18 protein-coding genes and 1 riboswitch are annotated in these 18,277 nt (G+C 46.3%); all 18 genes read left to right on the top strand.

What is annotated here, in order from left to right:
• The first annotated feature begins 130 nt into the window (after window positions 1-130).
• The 18 genes from ACH59B_RS15000 to scpB all read left to right on the top strand — a co-directional run bounded on the left by ACH59B_RS15000 (window position 131) and on the right by scpB (window position 18,170).
• Entirely contained in the window at window positions 131-1,771 is a 1,641-nt protein-coding gene (locus tag ACH59B_RS15000; protein WP_404301959.1) for a glycosyl hydrolase family 28-related protein, read from the top strand.
• Window positions 1,772-1,994: 223 nt separating this feature from the next.
• Window positions 1,995-3,188 (top strand): D-alanyl-D-alanine carboxypeptidase family protein, encoded by a 1,194-nt coding sequence (locus ACH59B_RS14995; RefSeq protein WP_016822256.1) that lies wholly within the window; start codon window positions 1,995-1,997, stop codon window positions 3,186-3,188.
• A gap of 96 nt (window positions 3,189-3,284) precedes the next feature.
• Window positions 3,285-3,638, top strand: coding sequence for an anti-sigma F factor antagonist (spoIIAA, locus tag ACH59B_RS14990; protein WP_016822255.1), 354 nt, complete (start codon window positions 3,285-3,287; stop codon window positions 3,636-3,638).
• Window positions 3,635-4,090, top strand: coding sequence for an anti-sigma F factor (gene spoIIAB, locus ACH59B_RS14985; protein ID WP_013310781.1), 456 nt, complete (start codon window positions 3,635-3,637; stop codon window positions 4,088-4,090). The genes spoIIAA and spoIIAB overlap by 4 nt, the downstream gene beginning before the upstream one ends.
• 11 nt (window positions 4,091-4,101) lie before the next feature.
• Window positions 4,102-4,857 carry an RNA polymerase sporulation sigma factor SigF gene (gene sigF, locus ACH59B_RS14980; protein WP_016822254.1) on the top strand — a complete coding sequence of 252 codons (756 nt, stop codon included), beginning with the start codon at window positions 4,102-4,104 and terminating at the stop codon, window positions 4,855-4,857.
• A 178-nt stretch (window positions 4,858-5,035) separates the two neighbouring features.
• Window positions 5,036-5,677, top strand: a complete 642-nt coding sequence (locus ACH59B_RS14975; RefSeq protein ID WP_016822253.1) for a stage V sporulation protein AA — start codon at window positions 5,036-5,038, stop codon at window positions 5,675-5,677.
• The gene (locus tag ACH59B_RS14970) at window positions 5,674-6,096 is read left to right on the top strand and encodes a stage V sporulation protein AB (RefSeq protein WP_016822252.1); all 423 of its coding nucleotides are present in this window, start codon (window positions 5,674-5,676) and stop codon (window positions 6,094-6,096) included. Before ACH59B_RS14975 ends, ACH59B_RS14970 begins: the two co-directional genes overlap by 4 nt.
• A gap of 26 nt (window positions 6,097-6,122) precedes the next feature.
• A complete protein-coding gene (locus ACH59B_RS14965; protein ID WP_016822251.1) occupies window positions 6,123-7,817 on the top strand; it encodes a spore germination protein in 1,695 nt (564 codons plus the stop codon).
• A gap of 110 nt (window positions 7,818-7,927) precedes the next feature.
• On the top strand, window positions 7,928-9,295 hold the full coding sequence (gene lysA / locus ACH59B_RS14960) for a diaminopimelate decarboxylase (RefSeq protein WP_016822250.1): 1,368 nt from the start codon (window positions 7,928-7,930) through the stop codon (window positions 9,293-9,295).
• A gap of 162 nt (window positions 9,296-9,457) precedes the next feature.
• Window positions 9,458-9,892, top strand: a complete 435-nt coding sequence (locus tag ACH59B_RS14955; RefSeq protein ID WP_013310775.1) for a peptidylprolyl isomerase — start codon at window positions 9,458-9,460, stop codon at window positions 9,890-9,892.
• A gap of 255 nt (window positions 9,893-10,147) precedes the next feature.
• Complete coding sequence (locus ACH59B_RS14950) at window positions 10,148-11,161, top strand: 2-oxoacid:acceptor oxidoreductase family protein (RefSeq protein ID WP_016822248.1); 1,014 nt, start codon at window positions 10,148-10,150, stop codon at window positions 11,159-11,161.
• On the top strand, window positions 11,161-13,449 hold the full coding sequence (locus tag ACH59B_RS14945) for a thiamine pyrophosphate-dependent enzyme (RefSeq protein ID WP_016822246.1): 2,289 nt from the start codon (window positions 11,161-11,163) through the stop codon (window positions 13,447-13,449). Before ACH59B_RS14950 ends, ACH59B_RS14945 begins: the two co-directional genes overlap by 1 nt.
• Before the next feature lie 219 nt (window positions 13,450-13,668).
• Window positions 13,669-14,136 carry an IDEAL domain-containing protein gene (locus ACH59B_RS14940; RefSeq protein WP_016822245.1) on the top strand — a complete coding sequence of 156 codons (468 nt, stop codon included), beginning with the start codon at window positions 13,669-13,671 and terminating at the stop codon, window positions 14,134-14,136.
• Between the two features lie 68 nt (window positions 14,137-14,204).
• Window positions 14,205-14,377: riboswitch (FMN riboswitch) on the top strand.
• 330 nt (window positions 14,378-14,707) lie between these two features.
• Window positions 14,708-15,373 (top strand): riboflavin synthase, encoded by a 666-nt coding sequence (gene ribE / locus ACH59B_RS14935; RefSeq protein ID WP_016822244.1) that lies wholly within the window; start codon window positions 14,708-14,710, stop codon window positions 15,371-15,373.
• Between the two features lie 74 nt (window positions 15,374-15,447).
• Window positions 15,448-16,131 (top strand): 3,4-dihydroxy-2-butanone-4-phosphate synthase, encoded by a 684-nt coding sequence (gene ribB, locus ACH59B_RS14930; RefSeq protein WP_016822243.1) that lies wholly within the window; start codon window positions 15,448-15,450, stop codon window positions 16,129-16,131.
• Between the two features lie 29 nt (window positions 16,132-16,160).
• Window positions 16,161-16,625, top strand: coding sequence for a 6,7-dimethyl-8-ribityllumazine synthase (gene ribE / locus ACH59B_RS14925; RefSeq protein WP_025366264.1), 465 nt, complete (start codon window positions 16,161-16,163; stop codon window positions 16,623-16,625).
• A 173-nt stretch (window positions 16,626-16,798) separates the two neighbouring features.
• Entirely contained in the window at window positions 16,799-17,593 is a 795-nt protein-coding gene (locus ACH59B_RS14920) for a ScpA family protein (protein ID WP_017427525.1), read from the top strand.
• Window positions 17,562-18,170 (top strand): SMC-Scp complex subunit ScpB, encoded by a 609-nt coding sequence (gene scpB / locus ACH59B_RS14915; RefSeq protein WP_019687880.1) that lies wholly within the window; start codon window positions 17,562-17,564, stop codon window positions 18,168-18,170. Before ACH59B_RS14920 ends, scpB begins: the two co-directional genes overlap by 32 nt.
• Window positions 18,171-18,277 lie beyond the last annotated feature (107 nt).

Here is an 18,277-nt window from a genome sequence, read left to right as displayed (position 1 = left end):
TATTTATTTTCATTTTTCGCGACCTAGAGCAAGCCTTATTGTGCATATACTCAGTCCATGCTAAGAAAATGAAGAATTCTTCGGTATAGTCTGAAAGTATTTTCACGTTTTTAACAATGGGGGTGTTTGGGTGGCGGATTTTACAGACCGTTTGAAGTTGAATTTGAGTGGTACGGGCAAAGAGTTAACGCCTCAGCAATTAAATGACAATTTTAAAGCCATTGAAAAAGAATTCATGGAACGCAGTGTAAACGTAAGCTGGTTTGGAGCTGCTGGTGATGGTATTCAGGACGACACGGCAGCTTTGCAAGAATTGATTAACAAGACTCCCGATTACTCCATTCTTCACATCCCCAGTGGTCGATACAAAATAACATCTACCCTTCAGATTCGCAAGCAGGGTGTGCGCATTTTTGGGATTCATAAGGGCAGATACCGACAGGGTAAGGGAGTCACTTCGATTGAATATTATGGTACGGGTCCTTGTTTCCAAATTGGAGACGAAAGTCTGCCATCGTTTAGTGGCTTTCAAAATGTGCAGTTCCATGACTTATCGATCCGGTACGAAGGGACCGACAGAGCCACCTTAAATAATCCGTTTTCGCAGTCAGTGAAGCGCGGGTATTATGGCAAAGGGACTATGGGCATTCAGGACTGGAAGGGCGGCGGCGTTGTCCTGGATAACGTGTTGATTGAGCATTTTGAAACGGCTTTTTGGGGCTATGAAAGTGATGTGAACTTATTTAAATGCACGGAGATAAATTACAATAAAATAGGGATTCACTTGCAGAACAGAAGTTCACAGTTTACAAGCATTGCGCTTTTTACGCTCGGGAACGATACGGCGCTGGATCTGAATAGTTCTAACGGGGCGAGATTCATGGCTAGTCAGCACATTAAGGATGGGAGCTCCAGTGATATTCCCATTTTAATAAATGATTTTATGAATGCAGAATTTTTAGGCTGCTGGTTCGAAGGACTAAGCAGAGAACACAAGATGACAGTACCTTCTTTTATTCAAATTGGTGCTACGAAAGAAACCAAAAATGTTGCCCTGCGCGACTCTATTTTGGCGATAGCAGACAAATACGATGACACCCAATCGGTGTGCAATTATTTTGTGGATGTGGTCATTGGCAAAAAAGTTTTGGTGGACGAGGTGGGCGGATATCCCCGTAATCTCAAACAGCTTATTTGTTTCTCTGGCAGCTCCTCCACACAACAGGTGACACTTCGCTCACATTTGGATTTTAGCTATAGCAATCATCGTTATGACGAGAATCATGGGACAGGGCAAGCTTTGTTGCTCGTAGAAAAATATTCGAATAACGGTATAGAACATTTGAATGAAACCTTTGTCAAAGCCTATCTTGGTTCAAGGCAAAATATCCCTGCAGGTAGCTGGCAGAAAGTAAGGTTTAATCAAATTAATCATGATGAGTTGACCGAATTCGATGGTTCGAATAGCCGATGGCGAGCCAAGCGAGCTGGGAAATACAGAATACAAGTCTACATTTCGACCGATCCCCAAGTAGATGGTAACCGGACACGGCTGGCACTTCACTTGAATGATGAGCAGCTAACTGGAAGTTCTGCCTATGCTTATCTCGATGACAGGGTGATTGGCGGACTGAACTATGGTGCATTGAATGGAGCAATGGAACTTAGACTCGAAGCGAATTCTTTTATTGATATACGGGTATTTAGTCAAAATGCAGTGGATATTTTACCGGGTGGGGGTATTACATATCTTACCGTTAGCCGGATTTAGACGATTTTTATAGGTCATTTTTACAGACGATAGATGTTGTGTCGTATATATATCGGGAAATACGCACCATGCTGGCTCAGCTTGGTGCTATTTGATGTTTTTATTCATATGGAATATTTTTCTTTCATTCTGACGACAATGGTTAGCAGCACGCGAATAGACCGGAGAGATCAGTAAATGGGCTCCGGCTCTTTACGCCAATATGTTGAGGAGGGGACCGATTGTGAAGAAAAAAGTGGTGGCGTTCATCCTGGCTTGTCTGGTAGCCTTGACTGCCGTCCCTGTCGGCGGTTGGGCCGAAGAAAGCAGACCTGAAAGCAAAACCAAAGTAGGTTCAGCAGCTGAGCTGGCTCCCGAGGCCCTTTCGGCGATCTTGATGGATGCAGATACAGGCACAGTCATCTATGAAAAAAACAGTCGTGAAAAGCTTCCTCCAGCAAGCATCACTAAGATCATGACGATGCTGCTAACAATGGAGGCCATTCATGATGGCAAGCTCAAGCTGACCGATAAAGTACGGGCCAGTGAGTATGCGTCTTCAATGGGAGGCTCGCAAATTTTCTTAGAGCCGGGAGAAGAAATGACGGTCGATGAGATGCTGAAGGGAATTGCGATGGCTTCGGGCAACGACGCCTCTGTAGCGATGGCTGAGAAAATTGCAGGTTCTGAACAGGCTTTTGTCGAGATGATGAACGCCAAGGTGCAGCAGCTTGGACTCAAAGATACGCATTTTGCCAATTGCAACGGTTTACCCGTAGAAAATCACTATTCCTCTGCGCATGATATTGCGGTTATGAGCCGGGAACTGTTGAAATATCCGCACATTACGAAATATACGGGAGCTTATCAGGACTATTTGCGCAAATCCTCGGTCAAGCCCTTTTGGCTGGTGAATACGAATAAGCTTGTTCGCTTCTATACCGGAGCAGATGGTCTGAAAACGGGCTATACGTCAGAAGCAAAGTTCTGTCTTTCCGCTACGGCGAAGCGTGATGGCTTACGTGTCGTAGCTGTCGTACTTGGTGAGCCGAACACGAAGATACGCAATAATGAGGTTTCTTCCATGTTCGATTACGCATTTTCTCAATATACAATGAAATCCATATATAAGCCAGGTGAAAAGCTGGGCAGTGTAAAAGTTGAAAAAGGTGTATTGCCAGAGCTGGAAATTCAGGCTGACCGTTCTTACAGTGTGCTGGTGAAAAAAGGCGGCAACAAACAAACGCTGCGTCACGAGCTACAGTTGACCCCAAGCCTTAAAGCTCCTGTCCGGGTGGGTGACCCCGTTGGTAAGCTGGTCGTCTATCAGAATGGACAACGTCTTAAGGAGTTTAATATCACTTCGCCTGTGGCTATCGAGAAGGCCGGCTGGTGGAAATTGTTTAAACGTACCATGTCGAACCTATTTTCTTTGTAGATTTAACGGGGTTTTCTTCTAGTTTTGTCGGAGGGCAGGAATCGTCTGCGACTACGTAGAAATCCTTGTCCAAGACCGGGAGGAGAGTGAGTAAGCATGAACCTGCAAATTGAAATGGAGCATCACCGGGGAGTACTTATTGTAAGGCTGTCTGGTGAACTTGATCACCATACGTCGGATATGGTCCGTATGCAAATGGATGAGGCGATTCAGCGCCGGCAATGCGAGCATATCGTGCTCAGTCTGAAGAATCTTCAGTTTATGGATAGTTCCGGCCTTGGCGTTATCTTGGGACGATACAAACTGATCAAGCAAAAGGGCGGGAAAATGGCAGTCTGTGATGTCAATCCGCCGGTACATCGACTGCTGGATATGTCAGGCTTGTTTAAAATCATGCCCATTTATGACAACGAGGTAAATGCGCTCACGGAACTGGAGGTTGTGTCATGAGAGAAGGCACGGGAAACAATTTCATGAGCTTGCAGTTTGCCGCAAAATCGGAAAATGAAGCATTTGCCCGCGTGGCTGTGGCAGCCTTCATTTCCAGGCTTGATCCCACAATGGATGAGCTTAGCGATTTGAAGACCGTTGTGTCTGAAGCGGTGACAAACAGTATTATTCACGGCTATGACAGTGATCCGTCAGGTGTCGTAACGATTAAAGTCGGAATTGAAGCGGACGTGATCACGTTGGTCGTTGAGGACGCAGGACGGGGAATTGAGGATCTGGAGCTGGCCAAGCAGCCTCTCTATACGTCCAAGCCTGAATTGGAACGTTCCGGCATGGGCTTTACGATTATGGAAAATTTCATGGATGAGTTCGAAGCAGTCAGTGAGCCGGGCGGAGGCACGTCGGTCCGGATGAAGAAAAGGATTGAATCCAAGAAAGCTTTATATAATTAGGAGTTGATCCTATGGAAGCAGGAGGAAAAAAAACTTCGCACAGCTATTTGGAGGATACAGAAGTCAAGCGGCTTATTGCACTGAGTCAATCTGGTGATAATGATGCTCGTGAGACACTGGTCAATAGTAATATCCGGCTCGTCTGGTCTGTCGTGCAGCGCTTTATGAACCGGGGGTATGAACCTGACGATCTTTTTCAAATTGGTTGCATCGGATTGTTAAAATCGGTGGATAAATTCGATCTCAGCTACGAAGTCAAATTTTCAACATATGCAGTACCAATGATTATTGGTGAGATTCAACGCTTCCTTCGAGACGATGGTACACTCAAGGTTAGCCGTTCCTTGAAGGAAACAGCCAATAAGGTCCGTAAAATGAAGGACGAGCTGTCCAAACGGCTCAATCGCCTGCCTACAGTCAAGGAGGTTGCTGATGAGCTGGGAGTGACACCGGAGGATGTTGTTTTTGCGCAGGAGGCCAATAAGCCACCTACCTCCATTCACGAAACAGTGTTTGAAAATGACGGAGACCCGATTACACTTATGGATCAGATTGCCGACGAATCGCAGGAAAGATGGTTCGACAAGCTGGCGCTGAATGAGGCCATTGGCGGATTATCTGAACGGGAGCGATTGATTGTGTACCTGCGTTATTACCGGGATCAGACTCAGTCAGAGGTTGCAAGTCGTCTTGGCATTTCTCAGGTGCAGGTATCACGATTGGAAAAAAAGATTTTACAACTGATCCGCGATCAGATTGCCCAATAATGAAGACAGGATTTTAGTGAGTGAAATCCTTATACTAACGCATTCTAAAGAGTATTCCAAAGCCATTTTAATGGCCAGGAGTACTCTTTTTTGCGTGTGACAAAAGACAATACACAGAATAGGTTTGCTTGCTTCGCCCCATACTAATCGGTAATTACGAGGATAAGGAGGGAATCGGATGAATCATAGTCCGGCTCCTATTGTCTACTTGCGGCTCCGCAGCCGTGTGCGTATGATCCAAGGGCAGGATTTACATTTGGGCGATGTAGCCCACCTGCTGACGGAGCCCGAATGGGAAAAGGATCTGCTTGAGCTTGTTCTCAAGCGGCCGCAGAAGCAGGACGGTAACCTGATACTGGTGGACATGCTACAAATCATATCAAAAATTAGAGATCATATTCCGGGAGTCGTAGTTGAATCTCTCGGGAAACCGCATGTACTTGTGGAACTCGTGGAAAGACCCCGTAAGCCATCCAAAATACTGTTCGTGTTAGTATGGTTGCTGCTGTTTTTTGGCTCTGCGCTGACGATTATGAACTTTCATGCTGACGTTAGCATGATGGAGGTACAGGTTCGGATTGTGGAGATGATTACGGGACAAAAGGATGAGCATCCGTACTTGTTCCAAATTGCTTACTCGATCGGCATCGGCTTTGGCATGATCGTATTTTTTAATCACTTGTTCAAGAAAAAATGGAATGAGGAGCCGACCCCCCTGGAGGTGGAAATGTATCTGTATCAGGAAAATGTGGATCAGTATGTTGTGGCAGAGGAGTATGAAAAGATGGCTCGTTTGCAGACAAAGGATAAGAAACCATGATATTTGTACAGGCTGCACTTCAGATTATTTTGGGTATCGCTGGGGGGCTGGCGGTAGGTAGCGGTGTGATTGCTTTTTTTATTGTGCTGGATATCATGCCGCGATTAGCACAACTCACCCGGACGTATAAAAAATCACGTGCATACGAAAAGGCGATGATTTTAGGTTCAGTGGTGGGAACCGTGGCCGATTTTTGGAACATTTGCTTGCCATTACCGGGCATGTTTACATGGATACCCGGGCTATTTTGCGGAGTGTTTATTGGCTTGCTCGCCGCGGCTCTGACAGAGGTGCTGAATCTCCTGCCCATACTGGCCAAGCGACTCCATATGACTGTATACATGTTCGGTCTGTTAATGGCAATGGTGCTTGGCAAGGTAACGGGTTCCTTATTTGATTGGTTTGTATACAACCGTTAATAGCGAAGAAGAAGGGGGCAAGAGATATGGATCACAGAACGGATCAGGATCAGCAGGAGCATTATCATGGAGACGGAGCAATAGGAAGGGAAAATAAGACTGATGGGGAAAGTTCGGGCTCCTGGAAGCAAAAGCAGGAGCAGGAAGCCGCTCGTCTTAAGCACAAAAAAGAAAGCGAGCGTTCTGATAATGTAGAGGAATCCATTCGTTATTGGCAGGTTGAGGATGATATTTCTCCAAAGATGAAGGAAAATCGTGAAACTCTTAAAATGGTATTGGGTTTGGGAGAGACCTTTGATGTTGTGTTCAGGGAAATGACAACAGGTGGCCGCCATATTGGGTATCTGTTCCTGAATACCTTTGCCAAGGATCAGATCATGCTTGAGGTGCTAAAGCGGCTTACCTATCTGACGCCGGATGACATGACTTCAGCTGGACTCCAAGCGTATTTTGAAAATTTTATTCCACATATACAGGTGGAGAAGACGGATAAGATGTCCGTCGTCATAAACAAGGTGTTGACGGGAATGAGTGCTCTCTTCATGGAAGGCGAGCGTTTTTCTGTTATTCTGGATACTCGTAATTACCCGGTACGGAGTCCAGAAGAACCTTCCTTGGAGAGAGTCGTGCGCGGTGCACGCGATGGTTTTACGGAAACGATGCTTACGAATGTAGGTTTAGTGCGTCGGCGTTTGCGAGACCCCGGACTTAAATTTGAGGCTATGCAGGTCGGACGCCGAACCCGAACAGATGTATGCTTAGGCTACATTGATGATATTGTGGATAAGGTCATGGTGGATACGGTACGAGACAAAATTAAAAATGTTAATCTGGATGGTATTCCTCTGGCCGATAAGCAATTAGAGGAGACAATTATCAATAAAGGTTGGAATCCATATCCATTAGTACGATATTCAGAGCGACCAGATGTTGTGGCTTCGCATATTATGGAAGGAAGGCTCGTTATTTTCGTTGATACCTCACCCAGCGTAATGATTTTGCCTACCACTTTTTTTGACCTGTGCCAGCATGCAGAAGAGAATCGGCAAACCGCTTTTATGGGTAGCTATTTACGCTGGGTGCGTTTTTTAGGCATATTCGCCTCAATGTTTCTGCTTCCGATGTGGCTGCTAATGGTCATCAATCCCGAGTTAAAACCGGCGTTTCTCGATTTTATTGGTCCTCAGAAGGAAGCTCATCTTCCGCTGATTGCCCAATTTATCATTGTGGAACTAGGGGTCGATCTTATGCGAATGGCAGCTGTGCATACCCCGACACCACTGGCTTCCGCTATGGGTTTGATCGCAGCCATTCTGGTTGGCGATATAGCAGTTCAAACGGGACTATTCGTAAATGAGGTCGTCTTGTACATGGCTGTTGCTGCCATAGGGATGTTCGCAACACCGAGCTATGAGTTGGGACTGGCGAATAGACTGATTCGACTATTCCTGCTGGTTGCTGTTGCTATTTTTCACGTACCAGGCTTTGTCGTCGGCACGACACTGATCATTTTGATGCTGACGCTGCATCGGTCATATAATTCTTCGTATTTGTGGCCGTTCATTCCTTTTAATGCTAAAGCGTTAGCTTCCATCTTGTTCCGTATGCCTGTGCTTGATGCGCCTAACCGCCCGTCATTTAATAAAACGAGGGACAATACGCGTATGCCCCATACGGATGCCAACACAGATTCGAACTCAGGCAATGGACAGGAGCATTAATATAAATGATCTGCATAAAAATCCATTGTTCTTGATGTTTTTTTTGCTATACTGGTGTAAACATTCGATGGAATATGACTAGCTTGTTCCAGAAAGAGAGGCGCCAGAACATGTATTTGCATGGAAGCAGTAAAATTAACAGCAATGGACATTTGGAGATTGGTGGATGTGATACCACGCTTTTGAAAGAGCGTTTTGGCACGCCGCTATATATTGTAGACGAACAGTTAGTCCGCCGGCGTTGCCGGGAATTTATAGAAGCATTTCGTGAGACCGGTTTAAAGTTTCAAGTGGCTTATGCAAGCAAAGCATTTTGTGTTATGGCCATGTGCGCTTTAGCTGCTGAAGAAGGAATGTCGCTTGACGTTGTTTCCAGCGGAGAGCTGTTCACAGCGCTGCAAGCAGGATTCCCGGCAGAACGAATCCATTTTCATGGCAATAACAAGACGCCGGAAGAAATTGAAATGGCGTTAGAGGCGCACATTGGCTGCTTCGTCGTTGATAGCAAGATGGAATTGCATTTGTTACAGGCTCTCGCCTCTGAAAAAGGACAACAGGTCAATATTTTACTGCGGGTTACGCCGGGGGTTGAAGCGCATACGCATGAATATATGGCCACAGGTCAAGAAGATTCAAAATTTGGCTTTGACATTGCGAATGGTACAGCCCGTCAAGCGGTGGAACAGGCTATCAAGCTGGATCATCTTAATCTGCTGGGAGTACATTCTCATATCGGTTCGCAAATCTTCGAAGTCAATGGCTTCCAAATGGCTGCCGAGCGGGTCGCAGCTTTTTGCAGAGAGATTAAGGAGCAGCTTCAGTTTTCCTTCAAGGTGATTAATCTTGGTGGTGGATTTGGCATCCGTTATACAGAGGAGGACACACCGCTGAAACTATCCACCTATGTACAGGCTATCGGCGAAGCGGTGAAAACTCATTTTTCTGGACTTTACGATGAGCTTCCAGAAATTTGGATTGAGCCGGGACGAAGTATTGTAGGTGATTCAGGTACAACCTTGTATACGGTAGGAAGCATCAAGGATATTCCGCAGGTTCGTAAATATGTTTCCGTAGACGGCGGAATGACAGATAATCCACGTCCTGCACTGTATCAGGCCAAGTATGAAGCGATGCTGGCTAATCGAGCACAAGATGCGAACGAAGAAACAGTGTCTATTGCAGGCAAATGCTGTGAGAGCGGCGATATGCTTATTTGGGATGTAGAACTGCCTCGCCCGAATAGCGGAGACTTGCTCGCTGTAGCCTCAACCGGAGCTTATAATTACTCCATGGCGAGCAATTATAACCGGATACGCCGACCAGCAGTTGTATTTGTTAACAACGGTGAGGCTGAGCTGGTAGTGCGTCGGGAAACCTACGAGGATATTGTTCGCAACGATGTTTTGCCACAGCGCTTGGTTCGTGATCAAGCCAGCTCAGTGGTTCAGCCCAATGCCAAGATTACGGTTTCGTCCTGATTGTGGAATTCTAAAATCAAGCAGGCCATTGCGTCGGTAATCATAAACCGGGGACAATGGCCCCTTTTTTTGGACAAGGCTTTGCTAAGCGCGCCAATTCATAGTAAACTGGAACTTGATGTTATTTAGTTCTCAAAACAGGTTGAAAAGGAGATACAAACAATGAAAAAAGGTAGAATAGATCTTGAAAACGGCGGTATCGTCGAAATTGACTTTTTCCCAGAAGAAGCTCCAAACACCGTTGCTAACTTTGAAAAGCTGGCAAACAGCGGTTACTACAACGGATTGAGCTTCCACCGCGTCATCCCGGGCTTTGTTGCTCAAGGTGGTTGTCCGATCGGTAATGGTACAGGCGGTCCTGGCTACACCATTGACTGTGAAACAGCTACGAATACAACCAAGCATGCCAAAGGCGTTCTGTCCATGGCTCATGCAGGTCGCAACACAGGTGGCAGCCAATTCTTTATTTGCTACGCTCCACAGCCGCATTTAGATGGAGTACATACTGTATTTGGTAAAGTAACCAAAGGTATGGAATTCATTGATGCTGTAAAACAAGGCGACAAAATGAAAGAGGTTAAAGTATTTGACGTGTAATTTACCATTACATGCATGATTTAAATTTCTTTAAATAGTGTTGTACTTAAGCCGTTCTGTCTTTGGACAGGGCGGCTTTTGTTGTCTTTTGTTTGACGGTTTGCTGATTTTTACAATCACGTAGGTATTACAGTGCGTAAGATCACATTCGAAAAGTAAGTGTTGTGATAGCCTTTTCATAAGAATGCATTTTCCATTTATTTTATATGAGTATTCAAGCTCAGTAAGAGTTGGAAAAGAAGGGGGCTTATCACATTGTCTATTTTAACGCGCACAAATCGACTCGGATTTTTTGAAATCCGGCTGGAATCCATTGGTGGACTCGGCGCTAATCTGGCTGGCAAAATGTTAGCCGAAACCGGGGTGCTTGGTCTAGGGCTGAATGCTTCAAATTTCTCATCCTATGGTTCGGAAAAGAAGGGAAGCCCGGTTAAAAGCTTTGTTCGCTTTTGTGAGCCGGAGGTGGATATTCGGGATCACAGTCCGATTGAGCAACCGCATGTGGTAGGCATTTTCCATGAAACATTATACAAAACGGTAAATGTGATCAGCGGACTGCCAGCGGATGGGATTGTAGTGGTCAATTCCACACGTCCGGCAGAAGAAATACGGGCTGATTTGGGACTGGTATCTGGTACATTAGCAGTGGTCGATGCAATGGGGATCGCACTGGAAGAGCGGACCAAACTAAATACGTCCATGCTAGGTGCCTTGTTCCGTGTCTGTGATTTCCTGGACCCGGAAGCAATGAGATCGGTTATTCGCAGTACCTTTGAAAAGAAAAATCCACAATTAGTGGAACCTAATCTGCGTACGTTTAATCGTGGTTTTGAAGAAATGCAACTACATGTATATCCGGTTACTGCTGATGCGCAGGATCGGGTTTTTGAACGTCCGCAGCCTTTGCTAGGGTACGAAACTCAATTGCTGGGGGGCGTTATTGCAACTCAGGGCAACAGCATGACGAAAGATGTTAGTGGTTCACGTCAGGGTTATGTGCCTGAATATGAAGCTGATAAATGTACCCATTGTGCCAAGTGTGATTCGATCTGCCCGGATTACTGTTTTGTATGGGAAGAGCAAGCAGACAAACGCGGAAGAATGATGCCGTTTTTGCAAGGGATTGATTACCAGTATTGCAAAGGATGTCTGAAATGTGTAGATATTTGCCCATCGGGGGCGTTAAGCTCGCGTCGCGAGCAATGGGGCTGGGCGGAGCAGCATCGTGTTGCCCACCAATTTCCGGTATATGAAGGAGGGCGTGCGTAATGGCAAAACTGGAGGAGGAACTCAAACAGACGGGCGCCGCACAAGTGACAACGTTCGAATCCGGTAATGAAATGGCAGCTACGGCGGCTGCGCAGATCAATTATCATATGATGGGATATTTCCCGATCACTCCATCGACCGAGGTAGCGCAGTATCTGGATCAAATGAAAACGCGTGGTCAGCATAATATTAAACTGGTTGCAGCCGATGGAGAACACGGATCGGCAGGGATTTGTTATGGAGCTGCGGCAGCTGGAGCGCGGGTTGTGAACGCCACCAGTTCGCAAGGTTTCCTGTACATGCTGGAGCAGTTGCCTGTTCAGTCAGGTACCCGTTTCCCTATGGTTATGAACCTGGTGACAAGAGCTGTCAGTGGTCCCTTGGATATTCGGGGGGATCATTCGGACCTGTATTATGGTTTGAATACAGGCTGGGTCATTTTGACGGCAAGTACGCCACAGGCTGTGTATGATATGAACATCATGGCCCTCAAAATCGCAGAGCATAGCGATGTACGGTTGCCTGTAATGGTCGCATACGACGGTTTTTATACATCTCATCAAAAACGTAAAGTGCAATATTTTGCCGATGCAGAGACCGTGCGCGATTTTGTAGGCCCCAATCCGAACCTGAATTATCCGAATATTACGGATTTTGATCATCCTGTCACTGTGGGTGCGCATATGAACGGTGATGACCTGACGAATAATCACGTTCAACTGTCCGAAGCGTTGAAGCTTTCAGAAGGAGTATATGAGCAGGTAGCAGCAGAATATGCTGCTTTATCCGGTCGGGAATATCCGATTTTGGACCTGTATCATATGGAGGATGCTGAGGTTGCGGTATTTCTGCTGAATTCGGCGGCTGAATCGGCCAAGGATGTGGCGGATCAACTCCGTGCGCGTGGCATTAAAGCTGGTGTGATTCGTCCGAATATTATCCGGCCGTTCCCAGCCGCACAACTGCGGGAGGCGTTGCGCCATGTCAAGGCGTTGTTGGTGGGTGAACGTGCAGATTCGTACGGATCAGATGGCGGTAATTTGACGCACGAAATTAAGGCGGCGTTGCAGGAGGACCCACTGAATCAAACCCTCGTATTGAGCCGTATCTTTGGCTTGGGAGGAAAGGATTTTTATGCGGAAGATGCAGAGGCGTTCTTCCAGCTTGCGATTGAGGCGGTAGAGGCTGGACGAGCGGAGAAGCCCTTTGATTATTACGGGATTAATCCGGGTTCAGCGGACAAGGTGATGCCGCAAGTCATGCAGCCACCACGTGGCAATGCATACCGTACGGGTCTGATTCAGGTTACGCCGGATGAGGCGACCGGGAAGCTCAAAGTCAAGGTACCACCTCTGCGTTCGTTAACAACCAAACCACGCCGTCTTACTCCGGGTCATGGGGCTTGTCCTGGTTGTGGAGCCTTGTCTGCACTAGAACTGTTTTTTAAAGGGATTGAAGGCGACATTGTTGTACTGTTCCAGACTGGCTGCGTATATGTGGTGACGACAGGGTACCCATACACATCACACAAGCAACCGATGATCCATAATCTTTTTCAAAACGGGGCCGCTACCCTTTCAGGAGCGCTGGAAGCTTACATGGAGATGAAGCGACGTAATGAAATTGAGATGTCGGATGATCCGACCTTTATCATGATCAGTGGTGACGGCGGGATGGATATTGGTATGGGTTCTGCGATTGGTGCGGCTCTGCGTAACCATAAACTGATCATGCTGGAATATGATAACGAGGGATACATGAATACAGGCTCTCAGCAATCGTACTCCACTCCAATGGGGCATATGACGAGTACGTCGGGTGTAGGGAAAATGCAAAAAGGGAAACAAGGGCATCATAAGGATACTGTGCAAATTATGGCCGCCTGTAACATCCCGTATGCCTTTACAGCAGCCGAAAGTCATCCGCAGGATATGCTGCGCAAAGCCGCCAAGGCTCAATGGTACGCCAACAACGTGGGTACGGCATATGGTAAAATTCTGTGCGCCTGCCCACTCAACTGGAAATCCGAAGACAGATTGGGTACTAGCATCGTGGGCGCCGCAGTCGAGTCTTGCTTCTTTCCTTTGTACGAAATCGAACAAGGGAGCACGACGATTACGTACAATCCGGAAGACAAGGGAAAACGGATTCCAGCCGCAGAATGGCTAAAATTAATGGGTAAAACGAAGCATCTTCTCAAAGAGGAAGCAACGCTGGCTACCTTTGAGCAGGAGATTGAGCGTCGCTGGACTATCCTGAAAAAGAAACATGAAATTTCGGAGTTATAATTCTGTTTTTTGCATAATAATCGTGTAACATTGTTAGCCGCTGTTTCGGCACCGGTTCGATTGAGATTCCTAGCGCTTGCTGCGCCAGGAATCTTTTTTTGCGTTTATGGGTTGAAGCATAAAAAAACAGGTAATGATTTCCGATATAGGAGTGGAGGCCTATAGAAGGTATGTTATAAAGTCTTCTTCTGAATTTTAAGATGCAATGAGGTGCAGGTAATGATTAAGCTGAACACAGTTGAAATAATTGAAATTATAAAGAAGCAAATCCCCAAGGTTATGAACATCACGCCAGTGGAACTCAAGTTTACGGATGATTTTGGACGGGCATCGCTGGCGGCAACAGAACACAAATTCACGCTGACGAACCAGCATTATTCTGCCAAGGTGATGGATTGCGTGTTAGAAACACAAGTGCGCCCTATTTTAATGTGTGAAATTATTTATTTTCTAAAATGCGAGTTTATTGATGGGCATGTGGATGTAAGACTGGATTATGAAGCATGTTCTGAGGGAGAGCGAGGACCTGTTGCTTCAGCTGTCATTACCTTTGATCATGATACGCAGCTTGGAGTCGACGAACTGGCCGATCTGATTGACCTGGCGCTTCATATGAATGATAAAACCTGGTTTGAGGAACTCTCCACTCAATATGTCAAAAGCAAAGCAGGGGCTTCGATTAGATAACTTGCTTTTTTTAGAAGTCGGTGCTAATATACGTAACAAGTTTAATGTTAATTCAATTAAATAAGAGCAAGATCCTTCGGGGCGGGGCGAAATTCCCCACCGGCGGTGATGACATGTTTGTGAATCGCTTCTGCGAACACAGCATGGCTTAGTCCGTGACCCGGATGCTGAACAATCAGCAGAAGGTGGACCTGGTGCAATTCCGGGACCGACAGTATAGTCTGGATGGGAGAAGGATACGAAGCGCATGTGCATGACGTGACATGTGCCAATTTTTAGCATACGTAAAAGTACGTACGGCTTATTTCGTTGTAGGACAGCATCGGACGACAGCTTTTATTAAGCTTTCTTTTCGATAGTGTTCTGAGCGTAATTGGCTGTATTGTCATCATGCTTTCTTTTGGCAGACCTATGATTTCATGTCATTTTAATACATGTATGAACTGCGCTTGTATACTACATATGTGACTCTCATCACCCCCATGACGGATTGAATCCTGACTGGGGGTTATTTGCGCTTACAGCTGATGAATTAGGGATAAACTGAAATGTAGTGGAAAGGAGTGAAAGCATGTTTACCGGATTGGTCGAGGAAGTGGGTCGCATTCAAAGTATTTCCAAAAGTGGTGAAGCGATGGTGCTGGGTATTTCGGGTTCTGTGGTATTGGACGATTTGAAAATAGGCGACAGTGTCTCGGTGAATGGTGTTTGCCTGACGGCAATACAGATTGGTACTAAAGATTTTAAGGTTGATGTGATGCCTGAGACTTTTCGCAGCAGTAATCTAAGGGAACTCAGATCCGGCAGTCGAGTCAATTTGGAGCGGGCGATGGCGGCGAGTGGAAGATTCGGAGGACATATCGTACAGGGACATGTGGACGGGACGGGTACGATTCGCGGAGTGACATCAGAGCAGAATGCGGTAGTGTTCGAAGTTGAGCCTTCTGATCAAGCATTATTTAAATATGTTCTTCTCAAAGGGTCAATTACAATTGATGGTATCAGCCTCACAGTCGCGCAGCGGACGAGAAATAGCTTTGCTGTATCTATTATCCCCCACACCTTAGCCGAAACGGCCTTACAAGCCAAACGTGAGGGAGATACCGTGAATATTGAATGCGATATATTGGGCAAATATGTGGAGCAACTTTTACATTACAGAGGTTCAGCGTCGATGGAGAGAGCCGATCAAGCCCCACTTAGTTTGGACTATTTGGCGAAACACGGCTTTGCCTGATACAGCCTGTTACAGAATAATAGAAAAATTGGTTCAGGAGCATTCGTGACACAAGACATAAGGAGGAGAGGGTTATGGATAGAGGCATCCAAACAAGTGCAACGACAAACATCATGGAGCAGGATGAGTTGCACCACGACGAAGAGATTCGATTGGATTCCATCGAAGAAGCATTGGAGGATTTAAAGAACGGCAAAGTCGTTATTGTAGTGGATGATGAACAGCGGGAAAATGAAGGCGACTTTATCGCTTTGGCTGAAAAAGCATCGCCCGAGGTGATCAATTTCATGATTACAGAAGGTCGCGGATTGGTCTGTGTGCCGATCACACAGCACCGAGCCAAGGCATTGGAATTGCATCCTATGGTAGAGCAAAACACAGATTTTCACGGTACCGCCTTTACGGTATCGGTAGATCATATGAAGACAACAACGGGGATTTCAGCGGCCGAGCGCTCTTTGACTGTTCGTGCCTTAGCCGACGAAGCAATCACGGGCAGCGATTTTCGCAAACCTGGTCACATGTTCCCGCTAATTGCTCGCGATGGTGGGGTCTTGCAGCGTGCCGGTCATACTGAAGCGGCTGTCGATCTGGCCCGACTCAGCGGCTTTAAGCCTGCCGGGGTCATTTGCGAAATTATAAAGGAAGATGGTTCGATGGCCCGCTTACCTGATTTGGTCGTGATCGCCAAGCGACATCAATTGAAGCTGATTAGCATTCAGCATTTAATCGACTACCGTCGTCGTTTGTCATTGTAAATAATTCAAAAAAAGAGAGGTTGATAAGCATGGCACGTTTTCTGGAAGGTAATCTCGTATCGAATGGTTTAAAGTATGGTATTGTGGTGGGCAGATTTAATGAATTTATTACAAGCAAACTGTTGAGCGGTGCACTTGATGCACTTCAACGACATGGTGCACAGGAAGATGAAATTGATGTAGCGTGGGTGCCGGGTGCATTTGAAATCTCGCTTATCGCACAAAAAATGGCCGCAAGTGGAAAGTATGATGCTGTCATTACGCTTGGCACGGTTATCCGTGGTTCTACTTCACACTATGATATCGTCTGCAATGAAGTGGCCAAGGGTGTGGCGGCAAGCAGTCTGAAAACGGGTGTCCCTATTATTTTTGGTGTAGTGACTACGGAAAATATTGAGCAGGCCATAGAACGGGCAGGTACAAAGGCTGGTAATAAAGGTTGGGATTCTGCGCTGGCTGCGATTGAAATGGCCAATCTCGGTAAGCAGTTCTAATGATATAAATGGCTGAAAGAACGGCATAAACTGCAAAGTGGAAAAGGGATTAGATTGTTAAGCAAGGCGATGACGTATATACTACAGAAAGAGGGATTGATAACGTAGAGCATAAGTGCTAATGGGGAAAGGTATTGTTGAATGATGATTGGAGTAAGGCAGGGGGAAGCACATTGACAGTCGTAAATTACAAGCTGGAAACATTCGAGGGTCCGCTGGATCTACTGTTGCATCTGATTGATAAAGCCGAGATCGACATTCAGGATATCCCGATTAGCGATATTACTGATCAGTACATGGCTTTTTTGCACAGTATGCAGGAGCTGGAGCTGGACATTACAAGCGAGTTTCTAGTGATGGCGGCGACGCTCTTATCCATTAAGAGTAAATTGTTGCTTCCCAAGCCACCTGTGATGGAATATGACGATTTGGATTTTTATGAAGAAGAAGACTATGATCCACGCGAGGAACTGGTTCGCAAGCTGGTGGAGTATCGTAAATACAAAGGGATTGCTCGCCATCTGAGCGAACGGGAGTGGGAACGTAGTCTGATTTATGGCAAGGAGCCGGAAGATTTGAGCGCATTCCTGCCAACCGAACCCGCAAATCCGGTGCATGGGCTGCATGCGAGCGATTTGGTCGCGGCCTTTCAGCGTGCATTGCGCAAAGCTGAACGACGTACGACGGTAACCCGTGTTCATCGGGACGAAATTTCAGTCAAGGACCGTATCCGGCAAGTTATCGGGGCGTTAGAGAAGGTGGGGAATGGAGGACGGCTGCTGTTCTCCAAGCTGATGCATGAGGATATGTATCGGCATGAGGTGGTTGTAACCTTTTTGGCTATCCTTGAATTGATGAAAATGAAGCAAATCTTCTGTTATCAGGAGAAGCTTTTCGATGATATTGTAATGGAGTGGAGAGGGGATTTACGGGTTAATGGATTATCTGAAGCTGAAATCAATTATTGAGGGGCTGCTGTTTCTCGCGGGAGAGGAAGGGTTGTCCACCAAGCAGATCGCCGACATTGTAGAACAGCAGCAAGAGCTGGTTGAAAAGTGTCTGGAGGATATGAAACAGGATATGGAGCAAGGAGGAAGAGGCCTGCAGCTTGTCCGTATTGCTGGTCATTATCAGCTTGCAACTTTATCCGAACATGCACCTTATTTTGAAAAGCTCGCCTACTCTCCGGCACGTGCCTCATTGTCTCAAGCTGCTTTGGAGACACTGGCCATTGTGGCCTACCGCCAGCCCATTACAAGAGTTGAAATCGAAGAGATTCGAGGTGTCAAATCCGAGCGGGCCATACATACACTGGTCAACAAGGAGCTCATTGAAGAGAAAGGTCGAGCTGAGGCCATCGGACGACCAATATTGTACGGAACGACGAAATCATTTTTGGATTATTTCGGTCTAGGCTCTCTTGAAGATCTACCGCAACCGGAGCAGTTCGAGGATTCAGACAATTTAGAAGAAGAGACACAGCTATTGTTCGAGCGTCTGGAGAGTAGCCAGCCTACGGAGAACGATTCGGATCCGGAATCTTAAATTCAAAAAATTCAAAAGACAGCCAGTCCTTACGTCGTTGAGGGCTGGCTGTTTGGCATTTTAAGATGCATGATTTCCCGCTGAAAGGTCATACTATTTTTGCCATG

The sequence above is a fragment of the Paenibacillus sp. DP01 genome (assembly GCF_044784315.1).
Classification (GTDB): Bacteria; Bacillota; Bacilli; order Paenibacillales; family Paenibacillaceae; genus Paenibacillus; species Paenibacillus polymyxa.
Note: the sequence above shows the minus strand (reverse complement) of the source record. Positions and strands in the feature narration are given on the sequence as shown.